Source organism: Epilithonimonas pallida (assembly GCF_900182975.1).
GTDB classification, from domain to species: Bacteria; Bacteroidota; Bacteroidia; order Flavobacteriales; family Weeksellaceae; genus Epilithonimonas; species Epilithonimonas pallida.
Window position 1 is genome coordinate 1 of sequence record NZ_FXUO01000012.1, and the last position, 14,194, is coordinate 14,194.

The 14,194-nt window shown below is 36.8% G+C and carries 12 protein-coding genes and 2 pseudogenes; 13 read left to right on the top strand and 1 reads right to left on the bottom strand.

Annotated features, from left to right (window positions below; translation table 11 throughout):
• The first annotated feature begins 111 nt into the window (after window positions 1-111).
• From QOL71_RS17060 to QOL71_RS17115, 13 genes and pseudogenes are all read left to right on the top strand, one after another.
• On the top strand, window positions 112-3,033 hold the full coding sequence (locus QOL71_RS17060; RefSeq protein ID WP_283418104.1) for a hypothetical protein: 2,922 nt from the start codon (window positions 112-114) through the stop codon (window positions 3,031-3,033).
• 45 nt (window positions 3,034-3,078) lie between these two features.
• A pseudogene (locus tag QOL71_RS17750) lies at window positions 3,079-3,531 on the top strand (DUF6443 domain-containing protein); the annotation flags it as partial.
• 399 nt (window positions 3,532-3,930) lie between these two features.
• The gene (locus QOL71_RS17065; RefSeq protein ID WP_283418105.1) at window positions 3,931-6,816 is read left to right on the top strand and encodes an RHS repeat-associated core domain-containing protein; all 2,886 of its coding nucleotides are present in this window, start codon (window positions 3,931-3,933) and stop codon (window positions 6,814-6,816) included.
• Between the two features lie 10 nt (window positions 6,817-6,826).
• Window positions 6,827-7,360, top strand: coding sequence for a hypothetical protein (locus QOL71_RS17070; RefSeq protein ID WP_283418106.1), 534 nt, complete (start codon window positions 6,827-6,829; stop codon window positions 7,358-7,360).
• A gap of 21 nt (window positions 7,361-7,381) precedes the next feature.
• A pseudogene (locus QOL71_RS17075) lies at window positions 7,382-8,356 on the top strand (RHS repeat-associated core domain-containing protein); the annotation flags it as partial.
• Between the two features lie 10 nt (window positions 8,357-8,366).
• Window positions 8,367-8,579: a DUF2283 domain-containing protein gene (locus QOL71_RS17080; protein ID WP_283418107.1), complete on the top strand. Its 213-nt coding sequence runs from the start codon at window positions 8,367-8,369 to the stop codon at window positions 8,577-8,579.
• 252 nt (window positions 8,580-8,831) lie between these two features.
• Entirely contained in the window at window positions 8,832-9,059 is a 228-nt protein-coding gene (locus tag QOL71_RS17085) for a hypothetical protein (RefSeq protein ID WP_283418108.1), read from the top strand.
• A 10-nt stretch (window positions 9,060-9,069) separates the two neighbouring features.
• Window positions 9,070-9,456, top strand: coding sequence for a hypothetical protein (locus QOL71_RS17090; RefSeq protein WP_283418109.1), 387 nt, complete (start codon window positions 9,070-9,072; stop codon window positions 9,454-9,456).
• A complete protein-coding gene (locus QOL71_RS17095; protein WP_283418110.1) occupies window positions 9,449-9,793 on the top strand; it encodes a hypothetical protein in 345 nt (114 codons plus the stop codon). The genes QOL71_RS17090 and QOL71_RS17095 overlap by 8 nt, the downstream gene beginning before the upstream one ends.
• 170 nt (window positions 9,794-9,963) lie before the next feature.
• Window positions 9,964-10,308 carry a hypothetical protein gene (locus tag QOL71_RS17100; protein WP_283418111.1) on the top strand — a complete coding sequence of 115 codons (345 nt, stop codon included), beginning with the start codon at window positions 9,964-9,966 and terminating at the stop codon, window positions 10,306-10,308.
• A gap of 252 nt (window positions 10,309-10,560) precedes the next feature.
• Entirely contained in the window at window positions 10,561-11,670 is a 1,110-nt protein-coding gene (locus tag QOL71_RS17105) for an RHS repeat-associated core domain-containing protein (protein ID WP_283418112.1), read from the top strand.
• Window positions 11,671-11,678: 8 nt separating this feature from the next.
• Window positions 11,679-12,212, top strand: a complete 534-nt coding sequence (locus QOL71_RS17110; RefSeq protein ID WP_283418113.1) for an STM3941 family protein — start codon at window positions 11,679-11,681, stop codon at window positions 12,210-12,212.
• A 557-nt stretch (window positions 12,213-12,769) separates the two neighbouring features.
• The gene (locus QOL71_RS17115) at window positions 12,770-13,318 is read left to right on the top strand and encodes a type 1 glutamine amidotransferase domain-containing protein (RefSeq protein WP_283418114.1); all 549 of its coding nucleotides are present in this window, start codon (window positions 12,770-12,772) and stop codon (window positions 13,316-13,318) included.
• Between the two features lie 80 nt (window positions 13,319-13,398).
• Here QOL71_RS17115 and QOL71_RS17120 read toward each other — a convergent pair whose 3' ends face one another.
• A complete protein-coding gene (locus QOL71_RS17120) occupies window positions 13,399-13,743 on the bottom strand; it encodes a hypothetical protein (protein WP_283418115.1) in 345 nt (114 codons plus the stop codon).
• Window positions 13,744-14,194: the final 451 nt, after the last annotated feature.

Genomic DNA, 14,194 nt, shown 5'->3' on the forward strand with positions numbered 1-14,194 from the left:
ATCAATACCTCAAAGCTTCCACAGGGTGTTTACATCATCAAAGCGAGTATCCCGACTCAACAAAATAAAAAACTAACTGCTAAAATCGTGAAAGAGTAAAACACATAGATTATGAGAAAAAAAATACAATTACTATTTATTTTATTGGTCAGCCTATTTTACAAAGGTCAGGATAATTCTATAGCAGCATCAGTTCTGACACCTGTTGCTTATCAAACGGGTGTTCCTGATATATCATTTCCGCTAGTAAGTCTACCAGCAACTAAAGACCTGACATTGAACTTTGGATTGAGCTATAACCCTAATTCGTATAAGCTTGGTGAATATTGTGGACAGGTAGCAAGAAATTGGTCTTTGTCTGGTAGTAATTTTATGATAACTAGGAAGATATTAAATTATTCTATAGATGAAGTTGAAGAAGCTGAAAGTGCAATATGGAATGATATATATTATTATAATATTAATGGTGAGAAGGGTAGTTTTAAATTTGAAAAAATTGGAAATTTGAATTCTCCTAATGTAATAATTAAAATTATAAAATTAACACCTAGTAATGTTAATATCGAATTTGAAAGAGAGACAATTTATTCCAATGCAAAGCCTGTCAAATCATTCACAATTACTGATAGTAAAGGGTATAAATATCTTTTTCAAAATTATGATTTAACAGTAAGCTTAGGTTTTGTATATGCTGGATATAATATAAGGAATAATTTTTATGTTACTAGCATAGCAGATCAATCTGGTAATATTGTAGCGACTTTTAAAAATAAAAAATATATTAGAGATGCAATAGAAGGCGGGGGAGATTGGACATATCTACCTGAATCAATCACCACTAAATATGGGACAATTGAAATTGAACATGGAAATAGCGGTTTAACGTTTGATTTTCACGATCGTTATTATTTCAAAAGTTTTATTTTAAAAGATCAAAAAAATAATTTTATTTTAAAAAATGAACTGGAAATTTCAAATTCGAGTTACAACTTTTTTGATAATCAAATATTTGGTTTAGAAACTGTTAAAGTGAATACTAGAATATTAAATTATATTAAAAAAGTAGATAGCCATTCATTACCTATCGACAAAATAATTTTTAGATATAATACTAATGACTATATAAAATACGGTCAAAACCATTGGTGGGGCGAAGATTTGTCACATTTAGGAATTTTTAAGTCAGATAATCCCAATTTCCTACTTTATGGGCAGTTAAAATATATTGACTTTCCAACGGGAAGTAGGGTAGAGTATGATTTTGGAGCTAATGTAATTCCTGCAAAATACAATGGATTGCCTTTAGATAAAAATACAATATCATATATTCAGGATATAAAAAACCCATTCAAATTTACCGATCCGGAAATTGAATATTTAAAAAGAACAGATTCAATAGCTTTTGATTCAAAAATTAGTAAAAAATACTACCTGTCGAATTTACAACACACTCCCAACTCAAGGGTATATATCAAGTTCAATAAAATTGAAATATATTCTGCAGAAGGAGGATCTACAGATCCAACCTTAGGACCATTGCCAAATCCAAGATTGGCTTATAAAGTTAAAAATATTATTGGTACGGATATATCTGGACCTACTATTCATAACGATGAAATTGAAACTCAGTTTTCAACTTATTCTTATATTGTTCCATCTAATGGGACGGCATTTATAGAATTATTAGGAACAGGTGGTAATGGATATTTTGAAATATATGAAAAGTTCTGGTCTGATCCTCCTTATATTAATGAGACAACTTTGCCTAATTCGGGGGTTAGAATTGAGAGTGTAAAATATTATGATAAAGCTGAAAATTTTAATCCTACTGATCCATTATTTAATCTGAAAAAAATTACAAATTTTAATTATAATCTTTTCAATAATGTATTTATTTCTAGTGGTGTGGAAGTCCCAGATGATCAGAAAGAAGCAGTTATTTATAATAATATTAAGATAACAGAAAGTGATAAACCAGGGTATTTTAAATACTATTATAAAACAGCTCTTGATTATCCATCATATGAAATCAATGATCCCAACTATAGTTATATGACTGTTTGGCCAAATTATAATTTAACAAAAAAAGGCATTTTGGATAAAAAAGAAGAGTATACTATTTATAATAATATAAATGAAAGAATAAACTATAGTTATATTTTTCCTCCATATAATGGGGCAAAGCAATATATTTATGAAACGGCTAATATAGGATTAATGTACACCCAGGAATCTTATTTTGACAAGATCACGACCACCAGCACTTCTTACGATTCATCGGGTAACTCAATGACCGAGACTATGGAGAAGACCTTCAATCAGGATAACAACAACCTGATGAGTGAGAAGCGTACATCGGCAGATGGGACGGTATCTGAGACGGTCTATCAATATGCTGCAGAGAAGAACAATACGAAGCTATTGGGCGCCAATATGTTTTCGGTACCGCTGGAAGTGACCCAAAAACAGGATGGAGTACAGACGGGCAAGCTGGAGACCAGATATGATCAGTCAGGCAATTATTTTCCGTCATCGGTACAGTCTTTCGGGATCAATAATGTGATCACCGGTGAGCAGACCAATGATATCTATGACACTATGGGGAATGTACTGCAGACCACTAATAAGGCGGGCGTGCCGACCGCTATCATCTGGGGTTATGACAGAACCCAGCCTATTGCAAAGATAGAGGGTTTGGGCTATAACACGATGCTTGCACTCATGGGACAGAGCGATGCTTCCGGTCTTGAGATTGTACAGAAGTCCAACCAGGATATCAGCAGTACGGACAATACGAATGAGCAGCTGCTGAGAGATGCACTGGAGACCTTCCGCAAGAAGCCGGAGTTCAAAAATTACCTGATCACCACTTACACCTATGACCCATTGATCGGGGTGAAGAGTGTGACATCACCGAACGGTTTTACAGAATACTATTTCTATGACAACCAGAACCGTCTGATAAGGGTAGAAGATACCAACCACAATGTGATCAGGGAGAACAAATATCAGCAGAATGTTTATACCAATTAAAAACAATAACCACAAATGAAACGATACTTTATCTATATATTACTGATGCTTGCCGCTATTGGAGAGCTCAGTGCCCAAAGCTTCACGCCTAACCAGACCTACACCTACAGTCGTACTTACCTGGAGCCTGTTACCTATAATGCGTCAAACCCTGACTCCAATAACAGCAAAAAACAGATACAATCCGTACAGTATACCGACGGGTTAGGCCGGCCAGTACAGGACATTGCCATAGGTTCAACATATAGCGGGCAGGATTTGGTGAGCTCCTATTTCTATGATCCTGTAACAGGCAGGCAGACAAAGCAATATCTTCCGGTTACCAAAGCCGGCACTTCGGGAGCTATGCAAAGCGTATCCGAAGCGGATATCAATACCTATTACGGCGTATCCAACGCGTTTGCGGAAGTGAAGACCGAAGACTCGCCGCTCAGCCGTCCTGTGGAAACAGCCGCCCCGGGCGATGCGTGGAAAATGTCCGGCGGTAAGACCAAAAAAATGGAGTACCTCTTTATCGGGCAGAATGAGATCAAGCAATACACCGCCGTTTCAGATGATGACGAGAGCGTCTTTCAGCCGGCTGTTGCCCAGACGCAGAACTATGCCAAAGGCTCGCTTCACAAGATCGTATCTACGGATGAGGACGGCAATGTATCCGTGTTGTATAAAAACTCCATGGGTCAGACGTTGGTTACCCGCCAGGAAAACGGAACGGAGAAGCTGGATACGCACTACCTCTACAACCAGTATGGGCAGCTGGTGATGATCATCCCGCCAAAAGCCTCTGCATTGGGAACGCTGGATCAGGGAGCTAAAGATGAGCTGTGCTACATCTACCGCTACGACAGCAAAGGCAGGCTGATAGAAAAGAAGCTGCCGGGCAAGGGCAAAGAAGAGATGGTGTATGACAAGGCTGACCGGCTGATCCTCTACCGGGATGCTGTAATGAGGGCACAGGACAGATGGCTCATCACCAAATATGACCAGTTCGGCAGGGTGTTGTACACCGGTTTTATGAATGGAGGAACCCGGTCGCAGCAACAGAATATCATTGCCAATATGGTGATTACGGAATCTCCACATAGTACGGGATTCTCCAGAAACGGCTTGCAGATCTATTACAGCAATGGGTACTTCAGTTACCTGGATACCGTTCTTTCCGTCAATTATTATGATGAGTATCCTGTTGGGACACCCACCAAGCCGGCACTGATTACAGAAACTAGCTTATCATCCGACAACCTGGCAAGCCAAAGCACCAAGACACTCCCAACAGCGTCCTATGTGAAGAATATCTCCGATGACAAGTGGACCAGGACCTACTATTGGTATGACCAGCGGGGAAGAAGTGTAGGCGCACAGGAGATCAACCACCATGGCGGTATTACGGTCACTCACACCGTGCAGAACTGGGCAGGTATCACCGAAAAGGTGGAAACCGAGCACCAGCGGCTTCCAACCAGTGCTAAAGTAACCGTGAAGGAACGCTTTGTGTACAATGACCGCAATTATCTGAAAGAGCACTACCACCAGGTGAACAGCAACCCGGAAGAGCTGTTGGCGAAATATACTTACAACGAGCTGGGACAGGTTATTAATAAGCAAGTGGGCAACAACCTGCAGAGTATAGATTATAATTATAATGTACGCGGCTGGCTGACGGATATCAACAATGTCAATACCCTTGGCAGCAAGCTGTTTGCTTACCACATCAACTATACCCAGAGAGACGGCCTGGAAACCCCGAATCTGGATTTTCCCACTTATAAAGTACAGCCCCGCTACAATGGGAACATTACCGAGACGGTGTGGAAAGCCATGGATGTCAGCGGACAGGTGCTGTACAGCAGCCCGGAACGCCAGGGCTATGTGTATGACGGCGCCAACCGCCTGAAGGCAGGCTTCTACCAGCTGCCGGACAATCCTGCAGCCAAGGCCAACAGCGAGATCATAGAGAACTATGACAAGAACGGCAATATCATCAATCTGAAAAGGACAAGCAGTAGGATCAAAGGAGCCGTGAAGATGATGGACAACCTGACCTATAATATCCAGGGGAACCGCATCACATCCGTTACAGATGCTTCCGTAAATCCCGGTGGCTACGAAGGCGGCGGCGGTCTTATAGAATATGACACCAACGGCAACATGACCAGGATGCCTGATAAAGGTATCACGAATATCAGCTATAATTACCTTAATCTGCCGGAGACGATAGAGCAGACCAATGTCTCTACATTCTACTACCGTGCGGATGGTGTGAAGCTGAAAAAGAAATTTGTTCTGAATAACGAAACCGGCAGCCACACGATCAATACGGAGTACCTGGATGGCTTTGTATATACTACCATGGTAACAGGGCTGTTGAGAGAGGCTCTGGAAGTTCAGGACCCAGCGACACAGGATGTGAGGTATGCCCGCCAGGAAGAAGCCTTTACCGAGCCGGAAGCTATGGTAATAGACCCGGGAGGACCTTTGGACGCAAGTTTGGGATTGTCGTACTTCCCGACCTCTGAGGGCTACTACGATTACATTAATAATAAGTATATTTACCAGTACAAAGACCATCTGGGTAATGTTCGTTTGAGCTATGCTAAGAACCCGGACACCGGCAGCGCAGAAGTTCTTGACCGTAATGATTATTATCCATTTGGGATGAACTCTATAGGAGGTTTCTATTCTGTGTATGATGTCACCGGGACACCACTCAACAACAAGTACAATGGAAAAGAGCTGCAGGAGACTGGCTTTTATGATTACGGCTGGCGACAATATATGCCGGATTTGGGAAGATGGTTTGGGATGGATAAGCTCTCTGAGACTTATAGCTCTACAAGTCCATACGCCTATGTTGGCAACAACCCTGCAATGATGTTTGACCCGGATGGGAGATATGGCGATATGCCGGATTGGATGAAGACAATGTGGTATATGACACCGGATCAAACTAATACCAGCTGGTCAAACACCGGTACTGGTAGTGGATTTATAAATACCGGATTTTCCGGGAGTATGACACCTAGCTATATGGGCTTCTATAGTCCGTTTGGCTCCACAGTTGGCTATAATGGGATAGGAACCTATGCCTTTGGTAACAGTGGCGGTCTTGGCGGTAATAGCGGCAGTCTTGGCGGGAACAACGGTTATAATGATAATCTGCCTTTAATAAGCGTACCGGAAGTCTTTGTCAAAGGAAATTCATCAGGTTGGGGGAAACAGGCCCAGGCTCAGTTTAATGCCTTTATGGATGTGATTAATCAGAATGAAGATGCATTTGCTAAGTTCGGGAAGTGGAATACGGGATTAGGATTTGGTTTTACAGCTGTTGAAAAGATGCCGGGCTCATTTAGATTAACCAATGGAGCATACAATGGCTCTGCCTGGAGCCCAAGATACTATGGCAGCGGATGGACAGGTGGAAGCCGTGCAAGGATCTCTACCTATAATATTGGGAAAATTGGGAAAGGTTTAGGGATTGCTGGAGCAATTGCTGGAACATTCGTTGATGGTATTGGGGTTCTTAATTATTATAAGAATGGAGTGAATGCACCAAATACAGTAAGTCCAGGTAAATTTGCAATTAATCTCGGAATGACTGGTTATGGCTTTACGGCTGTAGGTGCATTTCCTGCAGCATTATATAGTGGAATAGAAAATTTTTATCCTGGTGGCTGGCTGGGCAATGAAAAACATGCTGGAGCTATAGCAGATCAGGCAAAATTAAATGAACTGAACAGTTTCAATCCTTACTGGCAATATTGGCCGGGAGCAATGAAACAATAAATTTGAATTTATGAAAAAAATAAAAAGAGCTTACTATTATTTTTTTTACAAAATATATAAAGCTGCAAAATATACTTCTTATCCATTTGGTGATTTTCTGTTAGATTATAGAGCCCTCATTGGTGTTGTAATCCTTGAAGCTTGGATTTATATATCGTTGTTAATCTACTTGTCATTTATTAATAAGTTACCAGGAGAGCTTACAATTTTGAGCCCATTAGTATATATACCAGCTATTTCCATTTTTGTTATTAATTATATTGCCTTTATTCATACTGATATATGGAAACAGTATAATAAAGAATTTGATAATCTATCAAAAAAACAAAATAGAATAGGAACTTGGATTGTATTAGGGATAGTATTAGCTATAATTGGAAATCTAATATTGTCAGTTTATTGTTTAGATTTAAAAGCAAGAAGAAATCAAACAGGGCCATATAATCCAGTTTTTATCGCTAAAGAAAGACTAAAAGATTCTTTGCAGAGAGCAAAGCAGATAGAAAATCTTAAGAAGATCTATGGAGAAAAAGACGCAAAATAAAATGCTTTAGAATACAAGTACAACCAGAAGGAGCTGCAGGAGACTGGCTTTTATGATTATGGTTGGAGGCAGTATATGCCTGATCTGGGGAGATGGTTTGGGATGGATCAGTTTTCTGAGAAATACCATATGACAAGCCCTTATGCATATGCAGTAAACAACCCGGCAATGTTTTATGATATAGATGGCAGAGATTTACCGGGGTGGTTACAGAAATTGTGGGACGCTACGAGTTATAATCAGGTCACTACTTTTAGTGGGTTTGATTCCAGTGGTAGCCCTAGTTCTATAAGTTTTGGAGGTTCTTTTACAACATCTCAGTTCACTTCGTTTGTTACCTTTTTACAGGGCGGAGGAACAGGTAATTATACTTTCTGGACAGGAAGTGGAGCGACAGGTGGCTATAATGGAGGAGAATATAACGTAAATATGCAAGCCTCTGTCGGATATAATATTAAGATCACTGGCAGCATGATCAGTGACTGGAATATAGAACAGGCCAGAAGCAGATATCACGCAGCAGAAGATGCGTGCAGTACCTGCCAAGATATTAAGGCGATGGAGAAGTTCCTGTTTATAGATGTACCGATGTCTTTTGCTGGTGGTGAGTTGTTTTCTGCGGGTTGGAAAGCGGCTGGTATTGGGAAGTTTCTTTCTAATGCTGTTAATAATGCTTATGCTAGGATTGCTCCGAGAATTTTGGTTGATTTTTCAGAAGTTGCAACTCCTATTACAAAAAATTCTGTTATAGATGGATTCAAAGTTTCTAATCACGCTTGGAGAAAGAGTGGATTGGGAAGAGGAGCCACAGAAGAGTTGGTCAGTGGTGTTATTAACGGAGCAAAAGAAGCAGGGTCTGTTGTGACAGAAGTTGGAGTGGGAAAATTTGAAGGGAATATTATCAAAGTATATAATCATCAGGGAGTAAAAGTCGCAATTGATGAAACAAGAAATTTGATTTTAAGTATAAGACCAGAAACAGGATTTAAATTTTAAAAATAATATTATGGAATATGAGTATGATAATGAATCTGATGGATTGTATATTTGGTTTGTAGATGATATCGACAAAGAAAGCGAAAAATATGATAAGGAAATCTGGCCAGAAGAATTAAAAAACGAAATAGGATTATTATTTGATACTAATGGAAAACTTTTGGGTATGGAAATTATGCCTGCTTCAAAATATTTTGATGAAAAGAGACTAGAAAATTTATAATTAGTATTTTAATAAAGAAACTGTAAATGAAATAACTATCAACCATTTAAGTAAAATATGAAACAAGATTTTGATTATAATATACTTAAACTGAAAGGGTTTGAATTGGTGGTAGTGTTCCAAACAAGTTGGTAAATTCCTGCTGGTTCTACGGTATACAGAGGTAGAGCGGCGATGCAATTTTCTTGGATTAGTGGAAAACACAATACTTTGTTCCAGACCTAAGTAATATAATTAGAGTAATACCTTGATATGAGATTAAAAATAATAGAAGTAAATTTTACAACAAAATATGAATGGTTGTTCAAACTAAAAGACCATAATGATGAAATTTATTATGTTATGGATGAATCATTTTATAAAAAATATAAAATAAAAACTCCCATTACAAGACAACATTTAGATTCTCTAGAAAAAGGACAATCAATAAATGCAATAGCAAGAGAAATTGACAATAAGAATATTGTTGTTCAAATGTAAAAGGCATAGTATGATAAATAAATTTGAAACAACCACTGATTTTCCAATTAAAAAGATTATTAATGATGAGGTATTAATTGAATATTCCAATTTAAGAGAAATTGTTCAAGGAGGACCTGAGATTGGTAATCTAACCATAAATGGAAATAAGGTATCCAATGAATTTTTCGGAGGTCCATATCTATACGATAAGGATTATTTATATATACCAAAGTATAGCAAAAGATTCTTTAATGTTGGATTTTTACTTTGTAAAATTAATTTTAAAAATCTGAAAATTAATATCATTAGTGAACAGAAAAATTTATTTTATCTCTATAAATTGGAAGATGGTAAAATTTATTATTATGAAGATGTTGCTAAGAAAAAATATGATTGCATCAAAATAAATGAATAGTATACAATTTAAAAATCCAGAACAGATTATTAATATGGGAGGACCTTGGATAGGTCAATTATATTTTAATGACAAATATATAAATGATAATATAGTTATCAAAAATTATATTGAAAAGGATAATTATGTTTATTTTATACAATATTTTCTAATATCTAATAAGCAGAAAGATAATTTTTTCTCAGTCATTAAACTTAATACAAGTAATTTGAAAGTGACTGTATCTAATGAAAAATTTGAAAAAATTTACATCGAAGATATTAAAAATGAGGTTCTTTATTATTATGAAGGATTTCATAATAAATTACCGACAAAAAAAATACTCTTAACTTTTTAAACGCCGTGATAACAATAAATAAAGTAAAAATATATTCTTCTTATAAAGGAAATATAGATGGATATGCAAGAATGAATGTCAATAAGAAACCTGAAATAAGTGACAAAGAATGGTTTATTATTGATAGTTTTATACAAGATTTATAAATTAATTCAGTTAGCATCTTAAATATGTTCAATTTACTAAATTCAAAAGACAATCTAAAAAGAAAGATTCTAGACATCAAGAATGAAATGAGAATGATTGTTTCGGAAGTCTCTGCGGAGAATGTGAGAGTTGACTGGTTTGGCGCTTATAATATAGCCCCGAAATATTTAGCTTTTTGGATATGTGTTAAGACTGATTATGAAAAAGAAAAATTAATTACCAATAAGGGATTATATTTACAATTGCGTTATCTTCTTGAAAAATATAATTATCCTAAAGAAGCAAGGAAATCTGTATTTATTGGTTTTGAATCTCAAGAGACGGTTGATAGGGAATCCGATGGAAATTGGTATTTACATTATAAGTAGGATAATCATCTGTAGGCTAGTGTTCCAAACAAGTTGGTAAATAAAAATAGTATTGAATTTCAATACTATTTTTATAGAAATAAGATAGGAAAATAAAGTTTGAAATGGTATTGTAGATAACCAGAACAGGGGAAATTAGAAAACAGGCTATCTAAAATGCTGAGAATCATAAAAGGTGTTTCAGATGTGTTGGTGGAATTGCTACACTATAGACATCCTATATAGTACAAAGACCATCTGGGTAATGTTCGTTTGAGCTATGCAAAGAACCCGGACACGGGCAGCGCAGAAGTTCTTGACCGTAATGATTATTATCCATTTGGGATGAACTCTATAGGAGGTTTCTATTCTGTGTATGATGTCACCGGGACACCACTCAACAACAAGTACAATGGAAAGGAGCTGCAGGAGACTGGCTTTTATGACTACGGTTGGAGGCAGTATATGCCGGATCTGGGGAGATGGTTTGGTGTTGACAAATTAGCAGAGAGCTACCTTTCTACAAGTCCTTATGCTTATGTGATGAACAACCCGGTGATGATGTTTGATCCTGATGGGAGGTCTTCTCAGAGTAGCAACTGGTTGCAGGATATGTGGGACAAGACAACTTCTTATAGTTCTTGGACCAATACAGGAAACGGTTTCTTTACGGGAGGAGAGGTTGAAGGGGGAATGTCACACGAACAGTTTACCTCATTCTATAACTTCCTTAGCAGTGGGCAGACCGGTAACTATAGGTATTGGACAGGTGGAACCGGAGATAAGTTTACAAGCTATACTGTAGAGAATGGAACCCGAGTTTATAATGGTGATCCCGGAATAATGCATGAGATAAGAATTAAAGGCAATGATAATAATAGTTCTTTTGGAGATTTTCTTAATGATGCAGGAAATTTTAATGATTTCTATGATAGTATGGGAAGCTCTTTGGCATCTAATGCGGGAAATACAAGAATGGGTACCAATGGAAGAATATACTTCCCAAATACCAATGGAAGAGTTTTTTATGGCAACCAATATGTAAGAACGCTTTCCTGGTCGGAATATGGTTCCAGAATAGGAAAATATACAGGACCAGTTGGAAAAGCAATAAATGCTGGGAAAATAGTATATGGTGCATCACAAGATGGATGGACTTATGGACATAATGCAAAAGTTGCAACGGCTGGAGTTGTTGGTGGTTTGGCAGGAGCAGAAGTTGGGGCTGTAGCTGGAGCTAAAGTTTTTGGTGCAATAGGCTCTTTCGTAGGTCCAGAAGGAACTCTTATTGGAGGTATTGTTGGAGGGCTTATTGGAGGTTTTGCAGGAGGATATTATGGAGGTGAAGTTATGGAGAACTGGGCAGACGGTTTTTTTAAATAGATTAATATATGAATCAGATAGAAATAAAAAGCAGCAAAAAGAAAATTCTTTTACTAATATTTGGGTTGTTGGTATTTATAATAATTGAGATACCATTGATAATGAATCCAGAGAGGTATGTTTCTACATTATTTAGAAATCCTTTATTTATAAGGATTACAAGTATTATAGGATTTGTAATTTGTTTTATCACTTTAATTGTTTTTGTAAAAGTTGTTCTCTCAAGAAAACTAGGTCTTACTATAAACAATGATGGAATAATTGATAGTTCAAGCTATATTAGCAAGGGATTAATAAAATGGGATGATATCGTTTCAATAAAAAGAATTGAGGTAATGTCTACAAAATTTTTACTTATAGGAGTTAAAAACCCTGAAAGATATGTAGATAATGAAACCAATAAAATAAAGAAACGATTTTTACAAGTTAACCTTAAAAAATATGGAACCCCAATTACTATATCTTCCACAACATTAGAATATGACTTTGAAAAGCTTGAAAAAGTATTATTGAATGCTTATAAAGAATATAAAAACGGGTAGTGTTCCAAACAAGTTGGTAAATAAAAATAGTATTGAATTTCAATACTATTTTTATAGAAATAAGATAGAACAATAAAGTTTGAAATGGTATTGCAAATAGCCAGAACAGGAGAAATTAGAAATAAGGCTATCTAAAATATTGAGAACCATAACAAGTGTTCCAGATGTGTTGGTCTAAGAAAGTACTGTAAATATGAATGCGAGGGTACTATTGGAGATAACCTCGAGCTTCCGTTCAAGTCTTATCGAGGGTCATGTTCCAAACAAGTTGGTAAATAAAAATAGTATTGAATTTCAATACTATTTTTATAGAAATAAGATAGGAAAATAAAGTTTGAAATGGTATTGTAGATAGCCAGAACAGGGGAAATTAGAAAACAGGCTATCTAAAATGCTGAGAATCATAAAAGGTGTTTCAGATGTGTTGGTTATCTTAATACATGGATTTTCATTCAAGAATTAAAAATAGCACCTTTAACAAAGTTTATAATTCATAAATCCCGCTCGGCATTATATTTTCTTTGATGTGATATATTAATCACCAAAAAATAAATGTTATGTCAAAGAAAATTGCAATACTCGCAACAGATGGCTTCGAAGAAAGCGAATTGAAATCCCCGAAAGAACATCTGGAACAGCAAGGCTGGACAGCACATATCGTCAGTCCAAAACCGGGAACAATCAAAGCCTGGGCAGAGAAAGATTGGGGACAGGAATATGAAGTGGACAAAACCCTGGATAGCGTATCGGCCTCTGATTACGAAGCTTTGGTTTTGCCGGGCGGTGTCATCAATCCAGATCAATTAAGGACCAATGAAAAGGCGTTGTCTTTCGTTCAGGATTTTTTCATACAGCATAAGCCGGTCGCAGCGATCTGCCACGGCCCGCAAATCCTTATCAATGCAGATGCGGTCAAAGGCAGGAAAATGACCTCTGTCAATTCCATCAGTACCGATCTTAAAAATGCCGGAGCAGTATGGGAAGACAGTGAAGTAGTGGTGGACAATGGATTGGTAACCAGTCGTACACCGGAAGATTTACCGGCTTTCAATGCGAAAATGGTAGAAGAGATCAAAGAAGGAAAGCACGAAGATCAGAATCTCTAGAACAGAATATTATATAAAATCCCCGGAGCAAATGTTCCGGGGATTTTTATATCTATTGACAAGCATTCATTGATTTGGGCTTACAGACGCACTTCATTGATGCTCAGCTGATCAATGAGTTTCTGGATATTCTCCAGGTCTTTCAGCACTTTTTGATAAGAGGATTTGGCATATTCGGCAAAAGACGCTTTTGACGGCCGTATGTCTTCTGTTTCGAAAACGTGATTGAGTTGGGGATTTTCCACCATATGATCTTTATATTCATCCAGGCATTGATTGACAATGGATTGTTTTTTTCTGCAGGTCATTCGTTTTTTAAGTTTCTGAAGGGAGCTGATCATATAAGGATTATCGTTATAAGGATTCACAAAATTGCTGTTATCCTGTTCTCCCTGGTAAATAAAAAAACCGTCGTCTCCCGGCATTTTCAAAAAGTTTTTATCGAATATCATTGTGAAAAAGTGTTAAGTTAATATCAAATTAATAGTGGTATATAAAATTCAATATCAATTTTAAGACCATAAATGAATTCGAATTATCATTTATGTGTTTATTAATGTTTGATACAAATAATTCGGTAATGAGTCTTTGTATTTATAGTTATCATGTTAATTTTTTATTTAAATGTAATTAATATTTTATATCATGTTGATTATAAACAATATCAATTGGACTTGATATAAAATTTCGATTTGAAAGCTTCCGATTTTGGCAAATACTTTGATGTGGAAATTTCAAGAAAATCTAGTTCATAGTGTATTAGATTTTTTGATAAGGAGGGCAGCAATGTCCTCTTTCCTGGCAATCCATATATTAATTATATTTTACTCATGGAGAGAAGCAGCTCAGATTGTTTCTCTCCTTTTTATTTAGCTG